Origin of the sequence: Methanococcoides sp. AM1 (assembly GCF_900774055.1) — an archaeon.
In the GTDB taxonomy this organism is placed as follows: Archaea; Halobacteriota; Methanosarcinia; order Methanosarcinales; family Methanosarcinaceae; genus Methanococcoides.
Window position 1 is genome coordinate 17457 of sequence record NZ_CAAGSW010000003.1, and the last position, 15598, is coordinate 33054.

The window sequence follows — 15598 nt, forward strand, 5'->3', positions numbered from 1 at the left end:
TTATTTCTCCATATTTAATATCAAAATAATTCAATTATGAACTTTTAGAACCTCTTGTAAGTGCTACCTTACCGGTCCTTGCCATTTCCTTGATCCCGAAAGGTTTCAGCAATGTCTGGATCGCCTTGATCTTGTTGGAATCTCCGGTGACCTCAACGGTAACTGATCTTGAAGCAACGTCAATGATCCTTGCCCTGAAGATGTCCACGATCTGGATGATCTCAGCACGGTTGCTGGCATCGGTATTCACCTTTATCAGTGCCAGTTCCCTTTCAACGGATTCATCAGCGCCAAGGTCTGTTACACGAATGACATCGATCAGCTTGTTAAGCTGCTTGGTGACCTGTTCAAGCACATGGTCATCACCACGGACAACAATTGTCATCCTTGAAATGGTGGGGTCTTCAGTGATTCCCACCGCCAGGCTGTCAATATTGAAACCTCTTCGTGAAAAGAGTCCTGCAACCCTTGCCAGTACTCCGTATTTGTTCTCTACCAGAACTGCAAGTGTATGTTTCATTGTATCTTCTCCAGGTCAAGTATCTCGTTGATCGCTGCACCTGCCGGTACCATTGGTGATACATTCTCTTCTCGTTCGACTATGAAATCGATGATCACAGGCCGGTTTGCTTCAATTGCTTTTTCAATTGCAGGCCTGACCTCTGATGGCTTATTCACACGAATTCCAAGTGCACCGTAGGCTTCTGCCAGTTTGACGAAGTCCACGCTGTCCTCTATGGTGGTGTGTGAGTAGCGGTGTTCAAAGAACAATGCCTGCCACTGCCTGACCATTCCAAGATATCCGTTGTTGAACAACGCGATGATTATCGGAATGTCATTCTGCACGATGGTTGCCATCTCCTGAGAGTTCATCTGGAACGATCCGTCTCCGGAAATGTCGAATACGACCTTGTCAGGCCTTCCGAGCTTTGCACCGATGGCTGCGGGGAATCCGTATCCCATGGTCCCCAGTCCGCCTGAGGTTATGAATGTACGTGGCTCTTTGTACTTGAAGTACTGGGCAGCCCACATCTGGTGCTGTCCGACCTCTGTAACGATGATCGCATCAGGACATGCCTCATTGATCTGTTCTATAATGTATTGTGGCTTGATCGCATCATCCCTGTTGACATAGAAAAGTGGGAAGTCCCGTTTCCATATGGCGATCTTGTCAAGCCATTCCTTTGTGTCACATTCGCTAACATGTGAAATGAGTGACTTGAGGATATCTTTTGCATCTCCAACGATAGGGATGTCTACATTGATATTCTTTGAGATCTCTGCCGGATCGATATCGATGTGGATGATCTTCGCATTTGGTGCAAATGACTGGAGCTTTCCGGTGACCCTGTCATCAAAACGTGCTCCCACAGCGATCAAAATGTCTGATTCCTGTACTGCATAATTGGCGTACTTGGTACCATGCATTCCCAGCATCCCCAGGTAAAGATCATTGTCATTTGGGAATCCGCCTATACCGGTCAATGTACTTGTGACAGGTGCCCTGATCTTCTCAGCAAAGGCGAGTAGCTCCTTGCTTGCGTCTGATCCGATAACACCGCCACCTGCATAGATGACGGGTCTTGTTGATTTTGCTATAGCTGATGCAGCTCTTTTGACCTGCTGGATGTTGCCTTTATAGGTAGGCTTGTAGCCGCGAAGCTCGACCTTATCAGGATATACGAAATCGATCTCAGTGGTCGTAATATCCTTTGGCATATCAATAAGTACGGGACCTGGCCTGCCTGTGGAAGCGATATGGAATGCTTCCTTTATGATCCTTGGCAGATCTTTTGCATCCTGTACAAGATAATTGTGTTTTGTGATCGGCATTGTAATGCCTGTGATGTTAGCTTCCTGGAAGGCATCGTTGCCTATCATTGAGCTTGGTACCTGTCCGGTGAAAGCTACCATTGGAATTGAATCCATGTATGCGTTTGCGATACCTGTGACAAGGTTTGTTGCTCCCGGGCCTGATGTTGCCAGGCAGACACCTACTTTACCTGTGGCTCTTGCATATCCTTCGGCTGCATGGACTGCTGCCTGTTCGTGCCTGACAAGTAGATGGTGCAGATGTGCATCATAGAGTTCATCATAGATAGGGAGCAGCACGCCGCCTGGATATCCGAAGATAACGTCGACATTTTCCCTGTACAGGCACTCGACGAATGCTCTTGCGCCTGTCATTCTTTCTGGTTTTCCGGTCATGCTATCTTTTCCTTTGGTTGATCGGTAAGATATTATCAATATATGTTCAAATCTTTGTTTTTCAGTTTGTTGTTTGTTATTGGGCTGATCAGTACTGTATGTGAACGTTCAGTCCTGTATAAGCTGGTTGATCCCGTTAATGACGGCTTCTACGGAAGCCATGATTATGTCGGTACGTGCGCCTCTTGAAGTGACCATTTTTCCATCCTTGGAAAGTTTGACCAGTACTTCTACAAGTGCATCAGTTCCACCGGTGATCGAATCCACATGATATTCTTCAAGATGAATGTCTGCAACACCTGAGATGGCTTTACGTATTCCTTCAAAGGTTGCATCCACAGGTCCGTCTCCAATACCCGCTTCAACGATCTCTTTCCCATCAACTGTAAGTCTCACGGAAGCTGTTGGTATTACCTTGTTACCTGAAACAACAGTGAATTCCTCGAGCTTGACCTTTGATTCACGATAGATATCAAGCACAGTCTCAGCGATCGTCTGGAGGTCTGCATCTGTGACACGTTTTCCATGGTCACCCAATTGCTTGACACGACCTACGATCTCGTTCAACTGTGAGTCATCAACAGCAAGTCCCAGTTCTTTCAATGCAAGTGTTACGGAACTCTTTCCTGCATGCTTTCCAAGCACGATCTGCCTTTCACGTCCAATGCTCTCAGGAGTTATTGGCTCATATGTGGAAGTATCGGCCAGCAATCCATGTACATGGATTCCTGCTTCATGGGTGAATGCATTTCCACCTACAAGGGATTTGTTAGGTGCTACTGCAAGTCCGGTCAGGCGGCTGACAAGCCTTGAGATCTTGTAAAGATCATTGGTCTTGATCCCTGTATCGTATTTGTAGAGCCACTCAAGGACCATTACGACCTCTTCAAGTGCTGTATTTCCTGCCCTTTCACCGATACCATTGATGGTCATATGTGCTTCTTTTGCACCGCCATTCAATGCTGCGATAGTGTTCGAGACCGCAAGACCGAAGTCATTATGGCAGTGAATGGCCACCGGTACATCGATGGCTGATGATAGTTCTTTGAATATCTCGGTCGTTCTTTCCGGCACAAGTAATCCCACTGTATCACAGAAGCATACCCTGTCAGCACCGACTTCCACGCCTGATCTGTACAGGTCCTTTAAGAATTCCAGATCTGCCCTGGATGCATCCTCTCCACTAAGTTCCACTATCAGCCCGTGGTCCTTTGCATATTCAGTGGTGCTTAATGCCATTTCCTTTAATGCTTCCCTGTCCTTCTTGAGCTTCACATTAATGTGAAGGTCTGATACAGGTGCTACGAGGTGAATTGAATCCACATCGCATTCTAAGGCATAGTCCACATCCTGCTGCATGATACGGCAGTAGCTGCAGATCTCTGCATCCAGCCCTTCAGCTGCCACAGCACGAATGGCTTCGCGCTCGCCTTCGGAAGTGATGGCTGAGCCTGCTTCGATGATGTCAACTCCCAGATCGTCAAGCTTGCGTGCGATCCAGACTTTCTCTTCTGTTTTCAGTGCGACACCAGGTGTCTGTTCACCGTCTCGTAAAGTTGTGTCCAAAAACCGGATATTTTCGAATAATGCAATCCCTCAGTTGTGTTTTTTTGTTTCAGCGAATTATATTTTTTTCGATCGTGATCTTCTTGCTTTCATTTCAAGATTTATCACTAATAATCAATATGTTATTTATAGATGCATGTCGCTGACTATAACAGCCAAAAGAATACTCCTATTGGTTTTAGTACTTTTGGTTTGGAGCTTATCTGATCCAGTTTATCGTTCCGATCAGTCGATATTTTTGTACCGACTATACATATCCAATAAATTCAAACCTCATAAGTTTGCTAAAATAAAAAAAGAGATGCCAGGAAGGCATCAGAAATATTTCTCAATATTAAGTACTGCTTTTGCTATAAGATCTGCACAGGCTTTAAGGTCCTCAAGGGACAATACCTCAACAGGCGAATGAATATATCTTGTAGGCACACTGATAGTGCTTGAAGGAACACCTTCACGTGTCAGATGGATCGCAGTGGCATCTGTAGTGCCGCCACCACCCACATTGAGCTGGTATGGTATGTCGTTCTCCTCAGCGGTCTCTTTCAGCCATTTCACGACTGTTTTATCTGCAATGAGCCCTCTTCCGGATGCATCAACAACGGTGATGACAGCACCTTTTCCCATTTCGAGTGCAGAATCCTTCTTTTCGATACCGGGATGATCTCCCGGGAATGTGACATCAACTGCTATTGCAACGTCAGGATTTAAGCCGAATGCGGATGTTCGTGCACCTTTTAGCCCGACCTCTTCCTGTACGGTTCCAACAGCGTGGACTGTTGCCTTAACATCAGTTTCAGAAAGCTGTTTCATTGCATCGATAAGCATAGCAACGCCTGCGCGGTTGTCAAAGGCTTTACATGTGACAATTCCGTTAGCAAGTTTCGTATAGTCTCTGTCCATGGATATGGCAGTTCCGACATCCACTCCCATGTTGATGGCGTCTTCCTTGTCTTTCGCACCGATGTCGATGAACATGTCCTCGGCCTTTACAGGACGTTTCCTGTCGTCTTCTTTCATAACATGTGGTGGTTTTGATCCGATCACTCCCGGGAGAGGTCCGTTGTTTCCGTGAACTACCACTCTCTGGCTGTGAAGTGTCTGGTCGAACCAGCCTCCTATTTTAACAAAGCGCAGGAATCCCTTATCATCGATGTACTGCACCATGAGCCCGATCTCATCCATGTGTGCTGCCAGCATGATCGTAGGACCTTCTCCTTTCTTTGTGGTGATGAGATTTCCCATCTTGTCGGTCTTTGTCTCATCCACATATGGTCTGATCTCATCTTCCATTATCTGTTTAATGTCATTCTCATATCCGGATATGCCGTGCGCATTGGATAACTTTTCAAGTAGCTTCTCTAGTTCCATAGCTGATCGGTGGTAGATTGGTCTTTGAGGATATAAATGTTTGAGTAAGGTAGTTTTGATTTTAGAGCTTTTTTATTTTGTTTTACATTTTGGCGGATTTAAACGAAACCAAGAAAACATATATTAATTTTGAGTGTCAAACTTAGATATAGTATATTGAGCATTTGATATATCCAATCATCTTGGGGGGTTATTACGAAATGAAGAAAATTACAGTCATAGGATCAGGTAACGTTGGCTCAACCACGGTTCAGCGTCTCGCAGAACTTGAACTTGGGAATATTGTTATGACCGATGTTGTTGATGGTCTGCCTCAAGGAAAGGCACTTGATATTATTGAGGCTGCTCCGGTTCTTGGGTTTGATGTGGACATACTGGGAACGACCGATTACGCTGATATTGAGGATTCTGACATTGTTATCATTACCGCAGGAATTGCCCGTAAAAAAGGAATGGTGCGGGATGACCTGATGAAGGTCAATGCAAATATCATAAAAGAAGTCTGTGAAAATATCTCATTATATGCACCTGAAGCCATAGTTATCACTGTATCTAATCCACTGGACATAATGACCTATGCCACACAGAAATATACCGGATTGGAAAAGAACCGGGTATTTGGAATGAGCGGAGTACTTGATTCAAGTCGATTTGCAGCATTTATTGCAATGGAACTTGGAATTTCGGTAAAGGATGTTTCTGCATTGGTACTTGGCGGACACGGCGATTCCATGGTCGCATTGCCACAATACACTACAGTATCAGGAGTTCCATTACCAGAATTACTTTCTGAAGAAGCGATTGATAGGCTGGTAAATCGCACTGTGAACGCCGGAACTGAAATTGTTGATCATCTTAAGACTGGCAGTTCTTTCTTTGCCCCGGCAGCAGCTATTGCAACGATGGTAGAATCCGTAATTAATGACCAAAAGCGAGTTCTTCCTGCAGCCGCTTATTTGCAGGGAGAATATGGTGAGAACGGTCTTTATTTAGGAGTGCCTGTAATATTAGGTAAGAACGGCATAGATAAAGTAATCGAACTTGAACTGACAGAAAGCCAACAACAGGCATTTTCAAGATCTGCTGAGTCTGTGCGTGAAGGTATAGCAAAGTTGCAATTGTAATATGTAAGGACATCGGATCAATTGCATTTTCGGTTGTATCTTTCTACTTATGTCAGTGTTATCTGATCGTGTGGAAATGATGCAACTGAGTTTTAATTCTATGTTCTATATATATTTAGAAACCTTTTATATCATAGGATACAAATCTGTTTATTATATATTACAAGTTGCTGGTGAGGGGTATTCATAAGAAACAATACTAAGATCATTCTCTTTTTTGCTCTGTCTTCAATAGTTGTCTCAGCATTCACATTTTTTATTTCAGGTCCGTTTGCTGCTGAAATAGTTATGGTCGCATTCATATGGATAAGCTATGTCCTCTATAGGTATAGTGGCAAACTTCTCCTAAAATGGTATCATGCAGAGAAGGTGGGTGTGTTGGATAAACTCTCTAAAAAAGCAGGAGTATCTACACCCGGAATGTATACATTTAATTCTCCCATGCCCTTTATCTTCACGGTAGGAACCAGTTCCGAATATAATGTAGCTTTATCCACTGGTGCAATGGGTATGTTTGATGTAGCTGAGATTGAAGTGTTGCTTGCTCGTGAGATTGGCCATATTAGGAATGGGGATGTTCCGATCAATACTATCTCAGCACTTTTTGCTGGTACTTTAGTAGGACTTTCATCTGCTGCTTATAATTTATCATTGATGGCAGTGTTTGGAAGAGAAAATAACCCAATACCTAAATTAATTCATTTCTTTATAATGGGTTTTGTAGCGCTTCCGGCAGCATTGCTGATAAAGCTTATGATCTCTCCTTCCCGGGAGTATACTGCTGACGAATTTGTGGAAGGGGTCGCTGGCAGGCCAAATCTATTGCCAGAACTGTTAAAGCGTCTTGAAAGTCAGACCGAGTCATTCCACAGAAAAATAAATCCTGGTCATGGTCACTTGTTTCCTGTAAATTTCCTATGTATCAAAGACGGTTATGATGTGTATCTATCAATGTTCAATACCCATCCAACTATAGATCAAAGGCTTGATCATCTTATGAAGAAGAGTGATTGATAATATGAAATGAAAAAACAGCTATAGCTTAGAGTTTATTATCTTATTGTCTTTTACTTCTAATGACCGTCTTTATTGATATATTTTGGAAACAGGTTTTCATATTCAAAGAAATTGCGATAATAGCTGATGTGTTTATTAGTATAGTCTTACTTCTAACTATCCCTGATCTGTAGTATTTGAATATCGATTAGTAAAGATCAATGATTTTTGATTGTCTGTTGTTTCAATTTGAATTGTCAATTGTTCAGAGCGTTTGACATCCATCAACAGATATTACCTGACCACTTACATAATCCCCAAGCTCTGAGCTTAAAAACAAAACTACTTTTGCAACGTCTTCCGGGTTACCGCTTCGACCAAGAGCTATGTTTGAGATAAGTTTTTCGCGAATTTCTTCTTTAACATCTCTGGTCAGATCAGTTTCAATGAAGCCCGGTGCAATGGCATTCACAGTAATTCCATATCTGCCAAGTTCTTTTGCTGCAGACTTTGTAAACCCGATAACCCCTGCTTTACTTGCTGAATATGCGGTTTGCCCGGCATTCCCATTTAACCCTATTATGGATGAGATATTAATTATTTTTCCTGATCCTTGTTTTCTCATCATGTTTGAGGCGTATCGACTACATAGAAAAGTTCCTTTTAAATTGACATCAATAGTATGATCAAACAACTCAGTGCTTGTCATCATCAACAAATTATTTTTTAGTATTCCAGCATTATTAACAAGTATATCAAGTTTTGAGTATCGCTTTTTAATAAAATCAAACATGTCTTTGACTTCATTTTCAACAGAAACATCTGCTTTTATCATTGTGGCTTGAAGTCCTTTTTCAGTAATGTTGTCTACAAGTTCAGCTGCTTTATCTTCACTTTCTTTGTAGTTTATAATCACATTTGCATGGTTCTCTGCTGCCAATAATGCCGTAGATCTTCCAATTCCGCGGCTCGCTCCTGTGATCAGTATGACTTTACCTTCGAGCATGCTGTATTCCTTTTTTTGAATAGCTCAAGTTTGAAATATAATAATCTGAATGTTTTTAGCTTGATCTTCGATCATTTGTCAAGATAACATATAGGAGGCGGTGATGTGATGTATTTGGCTGTATTTCTTATTTTATCAATGCTTCTTCTTGCTTTGTTTATTGTTTCTTCTGATAGTTCTGTATTTTCTTTGATAATATCCATCGGTAGGTCATATTCCTGTGAATACAATAATTGGTCCAGAATATGAATTGGCATACGCCAGAAAAAATCTTCATCCGATGTGAAGTTGCTCCATGTATCGGCGCTTGGAGGCCTTTCTATTATTTCTTTATCAATACCAAGTAGATCTGCTAATGCATATACTTGAGTTTTGTAACAGTCTGCCAGAGGTTCGATATCCACTCCACCGTCTCCATATTTCACGAACTGTCCCAGAAAATGTTCGGTCTTATTAGTGGTACCGCAGACAAGATAATTGTTCTTTTCCGCGTATAAATACTGGATCAACATTCTTGATCTCTGTTTCACATTCTGGATTCCGATCAATTCGAGATAGTCCTTTGCTTTCAACTTGTTCTTTGCAATTACTTCATCATCTTTTACCAGTCTTATTGATGGGATGCATAACATGTTACTATCTAAGATGTTAGGTAGAACCAGTGAGGTCTTATGGATATCCGGATCATATTCCGGGCAGGTTTTCTTTATTATCCGATCCTTTTTACCGTATATGTCAAGTGCTTGCAATATTGGGGTAATTGGAACTTCTTCATAGGAAACATCCAATGAGTCACAAAGTCTTGCTCCAAGTTCTTTGCTGGATGTAGCTGATTCTTCTTCAGGAAGTAGCAATCCGTAAACATTCTTATTGCCCAAAGTCTGAACAACTAGTGCGAGTATGACTGCAGAATCGATTCCTCCTGAAACTCCTACAACAACTCCCTTTTTCTTAAAATCCTTTACATTACTTTCAATAAATGCCTGGATATGAGAGGCGTTCTTTTCTGTATCTTTATTAAGTTCATCAATTATTTTCATAATATTCCCCACTGGAATAATTTGATTTTGCACTGTGTTTAGTTTAGAATATTGTTACATCTCATCGGTATGGCAGTTTACTCTAGTTCCATTTCAAGTTTCTTTGCAGCCATTTCTATCAATGGCTCTGACAGTTCTTTATGCAATTTTTCCAATCCTTCTTCCCGGGTCATATCTCCGCTTCTCACAAGCCCTGCTATGTCGAAAGCATATGGGTGGATGTCATATTTATTGATATGATTCTGACAGGCAAATGCATTCAAAAGACAGTTTGTTGAATTGCTGTCATTGATCTTTGGAGGCATCCATCCGAGGTCTATCAGAGTCTCAATTATCTTATCTTCATTGTAATCCCACAGGCACATTGGGTGTAATATAACTGGTGTGGTGCCTTTATCTATACTCTTTATGATATCATTTTTTAAAGTGAAACTCTCATCCTTATCCTCTACACCGATATTTTGCAGTTGCTTCTCAAAAAGATCCCGGGACCACTTTATGAAACTGGGTTTAAGATCGATTATTGGATTAGGGGCCTGGCCCGATGTGAAAGCAAAAACAATGAATGGTGCTTTATGAATAATTGCCTGTTCTATCAGTTTCTGTTTGATGATACTAATGCATGTGTTACAGATATCACTGGCTCGATATCTAGCAAATTTTGAGTATGCATTGGTAGATCCAGCTGCTTTTCGAAATGTATCACAGAGTTTCTTTTCTTCCATACCCAGCTTGAAATAGTCGCATTCCACGATCTCACACATCTTTTTTGCATTATCAATAGCAGTGTCTGAAATGAATGCATTATCAAATTGAACTGCAAGGATGTTCAGGAATGGGTACTCCTTTTTAAGTTTATAGAGTCCATATGAGGAGTCCTTTCCACCGGAAAGTGCAAAAATGACATCATATTCTCCTGTTCCACTGTTCTCTTTAAGCATCTTTTCTATAATTCCCAAATAATTCTTCTTTTCTTCCGAAGACATGGGTGTATAGCTCTCGCAGAACTGGCAAAGGCCACTTTCTTCGTTTATTGTTATACCAGGAATGTCTGAATCTAAAATACATTTCTTACATATTAGCTTTGACATTTTGATACTCCTCTATTATAGACCTGTTAGATATTTTTCCACTTTTACTCAGTGGCAAGTTTTCGATAAGAATTATTTCCAGTGGACACAGGAAGCCTGGCAAATTCTTTCTGCAAAATGTATACAATGTTTCAACTTCTGTATCCTGAGTTGGAATTACCATCAGGCTGATGGCATTTCCCATATACTCATGATCAACCGGGACGACGAATACATCTGAAACTTCATTATTTTGGCCAATATATTTTTCCAGTTCTCTTGGATTTATACGATGATCAGCAACTTTGATCAGGTCATCTTTGCGACCTAATAATTTAAAATAACCATTTGGCAACTTTTGTGCCAGGTCGCCGGTATACATCCAACCATCGATGACCTTTTTACGGCTAGCTTCCTCATCATTAAGATAGCCTATCAGTATGTTCTTTCCTCTGGCTATCAATTCACCTGTTATGCCAGGTCCAACTGGCTTTTTACTATCATCAACCACATCAAGTTCAACTCCCGGGATTGGTCTGCCGATTGTATCAGGATACTTTTCCAGATCTGCTGGTGGAAGATACGCAAGCCTTGCGGTTGCTTCTGTTTGGCCATACATTGGTATGATTTCTATACTGCCATTCAACTGCTTTATCTTTTCGATAATTTCTACTTCCATGGCACCGCCTGCAGATGCAGCAAGTCTGACGTTCTTGAATGATTTCTGGAAGCGGGATGGGTATTTGAGAAGGATTCGATAAGTGCTTGGGACTCCATAGAATATTGTTACTCCAGATCCCACAAGTTTAAAGGTTGATTCGAGGAAAGTAAGGCCACCGATCTTTATAGATCCTCCTGCAACCAATTGGGAATTAATTATTGAATTTCCAAAAGCATGGTGTGGAGATATCACTTGTGCAGCGTTGTCTTCTGGTGTTATGCTCAGTACCTCTATTATGGAATTTGCATTTGCTATTAGATTTTCATCACTTAGCATAACACCTTTTGGAGCACCTGTAGTTCCGGATGTATACATTACAAGCCTTAATTGATCATTATTGTTCTCACTAATGATCTTTTTATGTAAAGTTTTCACAGTGGAATCCTTTGAAATATAGATTATAGTGGTAAATCCTTCAAAGAAGGCATTTTCAAATCTCGAATATTGCTGTTCAGTGACAATGATATTGCTTATCTGGTTGCTATCTAATATTTGTCTAATATTGGATTCTGTCAGTTCCACCGGTAGGGGTACAGCAATGTTATCCGATCGATAGACTGCCATTAGGGCCCGAATATACTCTATACCTGATTCTGCAAGGATTGCCAATTTGCAATGTTCGAAATCATCGATTTCTGCTGCTATGGTGTTTATAGCTTCATCGAGATGACTATAAGAAATTGATCTGTCTTTCTCTTCAAGAGCAGTTTTTTGAGGATTTTCTTTGGCATGGTTTGCAATATATTCGTCGATTCTCATGATCTCACTTTGTCAATTTTTGGATGGTATCTACTATTCCGCGGATTGAATCAAAATTTTCAGGAGTTAATAGGTCTTCAGGAATTTCTATGGAATATTTTTCAGAAATGAAATCTATAAATTCGATTAATCCAATTGAATCGATAATTCCTTTCATTGTTAAAGAATCATCATCATTTAATTGTGTACTACTGTCCATAAACGATCTTTCTTGCAAATATGCCATTATATTTTCTTTAATTTCATCCATGTTTGTCAGCCCACTCAACGTATTTATTACTTAAAGAGCATAATAATGCAATCTTGATTCAACAAAGTCACGTAATACAAGCATAAGGAATACTCTATGCTTCATAGCTGCTTGAATTAATTCCCCATAAGCAAAATAACTTCAATCGTATATAAGATGTTCTTATGGCAAACAAATTCTTCTCTCTGCCAAATTGATCTATGATATTCCAATTACGTCCTTATTCATTAAATCTATATATTTGGCATCGACGGCTTCTATTATTTCAGAAGTGTTGTTCATTTAAATGGAAATACCTTTTTGGAGATAGCAAATATTGATCCTATCATTTATCGAGGCAAAAGCAACAGATAGTACATATCGGTTATCTATAACGCATTCTTGGTGATCGATATCATTGAGATCAATTTCTTTATTCAAACATGCTAACATACTCTGATCGGTCAGTTTACAATATGCTTCTCGCAATGTCCAATTTTTTAGTTTATTAACATTGTCTTTTTGAAGCAGATCTCTTTTCGATCCTGTATCAAGCAAACCTTTCGAAATATTCCCGAAATGTATTGGTCTGATATATTCAATATCAATTCCTGTTTTCAGTTTTGATATTGATACAGCAGCAAGATCTCCGGTGTACGAGATGCAGATATAAATATCCTCATGTTTGTGTACGCACACACGTCCGGCATTATTTCGATAGAGGGATATATCTAACAATGATTCTTTTTTAAGAATATGCTGCAGAATAAATTTCAGGAATGACCGAGATCCGATGAACCTTTTTCTAAAATAATTCGTTTTTAGTGTGTTTAGGTATTCTTTTTCATCGTTGCTTAGATCTGATAGGTCGAATTGTTCATCAATTTTCAGATCAATCAAAAAAATAAGGGCATCGTTCTTATTCCATAATTTACAGACTGACAAAGAAGATAGAGAAGTTAACGATCCTACTGTTTCAATAACCATGAAATAACCTTTCAGTTTATGATAATAGCAAAGACCATAGCAGGCAATGATCAGGCTTGTAAATATCTATTATGTTCAAGTTAGTCCGGTGGAGATCTATTCATTTCTGTTTAATATTATTCTAATTAATGTGCTGTGTGTTTCAGATTGATTTAAACTAACCTTTTCATTCCATGGTTAATTGGTATTATATTAGTTGTTGGGACATAAGTACTTTAATAAGAGTATGGTACGATATCTAAGTTTTTTCGGGAGTGCTAATTGAAGGATTTGAGAATATTTCAATGATGGACTACGTATCTGTTATGTTTACATTTGTTTTGGTATCAGGAACATCATGGACTGGTTTTCAGTTTTCAGTGGTATTTCTTTTTCATATAGTTTTTATTCATTGTTATTATTTAGGTATATTATAAATAGCTCATAATAATGATAGTAATGACATCTTTGTTTTTTTCACAATGTATATATAGCACCAGTACTATTTGAAATACGGGGATTTTGAATTTTGGTGATTAGGATCAAGTCAGCTCAACTCATCAGATGCATTTCAAAATAAAGGAAAAAACATGTCTAGCATAAAAAAGATCTTGATGGTAGTAACTTTAATCACATTGCTGGTAGGTCTAACTAATGTTTCTGCAGCTGCTTCAGATGTAACTCTAAAGCCATCATCACAGACCATTGCACCGGGTGAATCTTTCACAGTCGATGTTTTTGTCTCTCCTGATGTTGATATTGCAGGAATCCAGTTCGATCTGCTTTTTGATAGTTCTCAGTTCCAAGTATCAGATGTGAGTGAAGGAAGCTTGTTCAAGCAAAGTGGTATGAACACATTTTTTGTTTCAGGTTCTGCAAATTCAGGTTTAATAAATGATGCATATGGTTGCATTCTCGGTGCTTCAGATGTGACAACACCAGCAACTTTTGCTATCATCACGTTAACAGCAACTGAACAGGCAAAAGGAAGATCAGAATTAGTCCTGAAAGATGTTATTATAAGTGATCCAGAAGGTAATTCTGTAGATCTCGAATTAACAAATACAGTGATCTCAGTACTGGTATTTGATATAAACCAGGATCATGTAGTTGATTTTAATGATTATGGTCTAGTTGAACAGCATTTCGATGAAACCACCTCATATCCTTATCCTCTATGGGATGTTAATCAGGATAATATTGTAAATGTCCTTGATATGATGCTGGTGCTATCGCATATGGACTGATAATGGTAAGGTGTACCGATGGAAAAGTATATTTTCATCTCTGGTAAAAGTAAATTTTATTCCTTACTATTTTTTTCTTTGTTTGCTATTACCTGCCTTAGTGGAATTGCCAGTGCCAGTACGACCATCAGCATCATGCCCGCTTCTCAATCAGTGGAGGAAGGGCAGAACTTTGTTGTGAGTGTCTATTTGGATCCGGACCATCCGGTTGCTGGTGTCCAGTTCGACTTGTCTTATGACAGTGAACTTGTCAGGGTTGTTCAGGTCTCAGAAGGTGAATTATTAAGACAGGAAGGTGCTCTTGTCTGGTTCAATCCCGGTGAGATCAAAAGTTCAAATGGAGAAATTAATTCTGTATATGGGTTGATACTAGACAAGACAAGTGTTACAGGTCCGGAATCTTTTGCTATGGTCCAGATGACCGCTGGTAATACATCAGGCACAAGTTCCCTGTCCTTATCAAACGTTGTGGTCAGTGATACTCAGGGTCAGATCATTCCTACAGATATTGTTGATGGATCTATCACTATTGGCTTTGATTCATCTTCTAAATCTACGACCAGTAACACGAATGATTCTGAAACTGGTGAAATTAGCATCACAAGCAGATCCTATGAGGAATTGAAGATCATAGAAAGATCTATCCAGCCTGTGTATCTTGGATCTCAGGTTTCCTATCAGTTCGATAAGCCTGATAATCCCATTATGTACATCAATTACGAATCTCTCGCAAATGCCGGTAATGTTGTAGCAACAATTGAGATCCTTAAGCAGACGTCCCTTCTCGTTTCATCGCCTCCTCCCGGTATTGTCTACAAAGATGTGAATATCTGGTTGGGTAAACCCGGTTATAGTGCTGAGGGTAATATAAAGGATGCAGTAATCGGATTCAGTGTAGAAAGACCCTGGCTTGAGGAGAATCAGGTATCTGATAGTTCAATATTGATGTATCGTTATGAACAGGACAAGTGGCTACCCCTTTCAACAAAGAAGATCAATGAGAGCAACAGCCACGTGTTTTTTGAAGCAGAAACGTCTGTTTTTTCGCCTTTTGTAATTGTGGCTTCCAGTTCAACAGAGGATATTGTTAGGAATACAGAAGTCGATAATACTCCTGAAGAAAATGAAAGTCTTGATCAGAACGCGGCTTTTATTCTGAGTATGTCGATATTGATACTTCTATTTGCCAGAAGGCATTAATTTATAATTTGTAGCTATCAAATCCCTATCCGCCGATTTTGATAGCTTTAATTTTTTATTGTAACATCAAATTATAATGAATTCAAACAATGCCAAAA

Annotated in this window: 14 protein-coding genes; 4 read left to right on the forward strand and 10 right to left on the reverse strand. The window is 39.9% G+C overall.

The genetic code is table 11. From position 1 onward, the window contains the following. Window positions 1–34: 34 nt before the first annotated feature. From ilvN to E7X57_RS05275, 4 genes are all read right to left on the reverse strand, one after another. Window positions 35–520: an acetolactate synthase small subunit gene (ilvN, locus tag E7X57_RS05260; protein ID WP_135611314.1), complete on the reverse strand. Its 486-nt coding sequence runs from the start codon at window positions 518–520 to the stop codon at window positions 35–37. Further along, complete coding sequence (locus tag E7X57_RS05265; RefSeq protein ID WP_135611316.1) at window positions 517–2208, reverse strand: acetolactate synthase large subunit; 1692 nt, start codon at window positions 2206–2208, stop codon at window positions 517–519. The genes ilvN and E7X57_RS05265 overlap by 4 nt, the downstream gene beginning before the upstream one ends. A 108-nt stretch (window positions 2209–2316) precedes the next feature. Further along, the gene (locus E7X57_RS05270; protein ID WP_210409043.1) at window positions 2317–3801 is read right to left on the reverse strand and encodes a (R)-citramalate synthase; all 1485 of its coding nucleotides are present in this window, start codon (window positions 3799–3801) and stop codon (window positions 2317–2319) included. A 288-nt stretch (window positions 3802–4089) separates the two neighbouring features. After that, window positions 4090–5142, reverse strand: coding sequence for a M42 family metallopeptidase (locus E7X57_RS05275; protein WP_135611320.1), 1053 nt, complete (start codon window positions 5140–5142; stop codon window positions 4090–4092). A gap of 200 nt (window positions 5143–5342) precedes the next feature. Here E7X57_RS05275 and mdh point away from each other — a divergent pair, with 200 nt between their 5' ends. Both mdh and E7X57_RS05285 read left to right on the forward strand, forming a co-directional pair. After that, entirely contained in the window at window positions 5343–6266 is a 924-nt protein-coding gene (gene mdh, locus E7X57_RS05280) for a malate dehydrogenase (protein ID WP_135611322.1), read from the forward strand. A 288-nt stretch (window positions 6267–6554) separates the two neighbouring features. Further along, on the forward strand, window positions 6555–7280 hold the full coding sequence (locus E7X57_RS05285; protein WP_135611324.1) for a M48 family metallopeptidase: 726 nt from the start codon (window positions 6555–6557) through the stop codon (window positions 7278–7280). Window positions 7281–7527: 247 nt separating this feature from the next. Here the strand turns inward: E7X57_RS05285 and E7X57_RS05290 are convergent, their stop codons facing one another. From E7X57_RS05290 to E7X57_RS05315, 6 genes are all read right to left on the reverse strand, one after another. Continuing rightward, window positions 7528–8268 carry a 3-oxoacyl-ACP reductase family protein gene (locus E7X57_RS05290; protein ID WP_135611326.1) on the reverse strand — a complete coding sequence of 247 codons (741 nt, stop codon included), beginning with the start codon at window positions 8266–8268 and terminating at the stop codon, window positions 7528–7530. Window positions 8269–8339: 71 nt separating this feature from the next. Further along, window positions 8340–9308, reverse strand: a complete 969-nt coding sequence (gene nadE, locus E7X57_RS05295) for an NAD(+) synthase (RefSeq protein WP_135611328.1) — start codon at window positions 9306–9308, stop codon at window positions 8340–8342. Between the two features lie 77 nt (window positions 9309–9385). Then, on the reverse strand, window positions 9386–10399 hold the full coding sequence (locus E7X57_RS05300; RefSeq protein WP_135611330.1) for a hypothetical protein: 1014 nt from the start codon (window positions 10397–10399) through the stop codon (window positions 9386–9388). Continuing rightward, window positions 10380–11858 carry a class I adenylate-forming enzyme family protein gene (locus E7X57_RS05305; protein WP_135611332.1) on the reverse strand — a complete coding sequence of 493 codons (1479 nt, stop codon included), beginning with the start codon at window positions 11856–11858 and terminating at the stop codon, window positions 10380–10382. The genes E7X57_RS05300 and E7X57_RS05305 overlap by 20 nt, the downstream gene beginning before the upstream one ends. 4 nt (window positions 11859–11862) lie before the next feature. Continuing rightward, window positions 11863–12108, reverse strand: coding sequence for an acyl carrier protein (locus E7X57_RS05310; RefSeq protein ID WP_135611335.1), 246 nt, complete (start codon window positions 12106–12108; stop codon window positions 11863–11865). Window positions 12109–12390: 282 nt separating this feature from the next. Further along, a complete protein-coding gene (locus E7X57_RS05315; protein ID WP_135611337.1) occupies window positions 12391–13074 on the reverse strand; it encodes a 4'-phosphopantetheinyl transferase superfamily protein in 684 nt (227 codons plus the stop codon). A gap of 569 nt (window positions 13075–13643) precedes the next feature. Between E7X57_RS05315 and E7X57_RS05320 the strand changes: the two genes are divergently transcribed. Together E7X57_RS05320 and E7X57_RS05325 are read left to right on the forward strand one after the other, a co-directional pair. After that, complete coding sequence (locus E7X57_RS05320) at window positions 13644–14300, forward strand: cohesin domain-containing protein (RefSeq protein ID WP_135611339.1); 657 nt, start codon at window positions 13644–13646, stop codon at window positions 14298–14300. Between the two features lie 78 nt (window positions 14301–14378). After that, window positions 14379–15500 carry a PGF-pre-PGF domain-containing protein gene (locus tag E7X57_RS05325; protein WP_210409034.1) on the forward strand — a complete coding sequence of 374 codons (1122 nt, stop codon included), beginning with the start codon at window positions 14379–14381 and terminating at the stop codon, window positions 15498–15500. The last annotated feature ends 98 nt before the right edge of the window (window positions 15501–15598 follow it).

What these genes read in the sequence shown, in the direction of transcription:
- E7X57_RS05320 (WP_135611339.1), top strand. Translation starts at nt 13,644, where the DNA reads ATGTCTAGCATAAAAAAGATCTTGATGGTAGTAACTTTAATCACATTG.
- E7X57_RS05285 (WP_135611324.1), top strand. Translation starts at nt 6,555, where the DNA reads ATGGTCGCATTCATATGGATAAGCTATGTCCTCTATAGGTATAGTGGC.
- E7X57_RS05265 (WP_135611316.1), bottom strand. Translation starts at nt 2,208, where the DNA reads ATGACCGGAAAACCAGAAAGAATGACAGGCGCAAGAGCATTCGTCGAG.
- nadE (WP_135611328.1), bottom strand. Translation starts at nt 9,308, where the DNA reads ATGAAAATAATTGATGAACTTAATAAAGATACAGAAAAGAACGCCTCT.
- mdh (WP_135611322.1), top strand. Translation starts at nt 5,343, where the DNA reads ATGAAGAAAATTACAGTCATAGGATCAGGTAACGTTGGCTCAACCACG.
- ilvN (WP_135611314.1), bottom strand. Translation starts at nt 520, where the DNA reads ATGAAACATACACTTGCAGTTCTGGTAGAGAACAAATACGGAGTACTG.
- E7X57_RS05275 (WP_135611320.1), bottom strand. Translation starts at nt 5,142, where the DNA reads ATGGAACTAGAGAAGCTACTTGAAAAGTTATCCAATGCGCACGGCATA.
- E7X57_RS05310 (WP_135611335.1), bottom strand. Translation starts at nt 12,108, where the DNA reads ATGGATGAAATTAAAGAAAATATAATGGCATATTTGCAAGAAAGATCG.
- E7X57_RS05315 (WP_135611337.1), bottom strand. Translation starts at nt 13,074, where the DNA reads ATGGTTATTGAAACAGTAGGATCGTTAACTTCTCTATCTTCTTTGTCA.
- E7X57_RS05290 (WP_135611326.1), bottom strand. Translation starts at nt 8,268, where the DNA reads ATGCTCGAAGGTAAAGTCATACTGATCACAGGAGCGAGCCGCGGAATT.
- E7X57_RS05305 (WP_135611332.1), bottom strand. Translation starts at nt 11,858, where the DNA reads ATGAGAATCGACGAATATATTGCAAACCATGCCAAAGAAAATCCTCAA.
- E7X57_RS05300 (WP_135611330.1), bottom strand. Translation starts at nt 10,399, where the DNA reads ATGTCAAAGCTAATATGTAAGAAATGTATTTTAGATTCAGACATTCCT.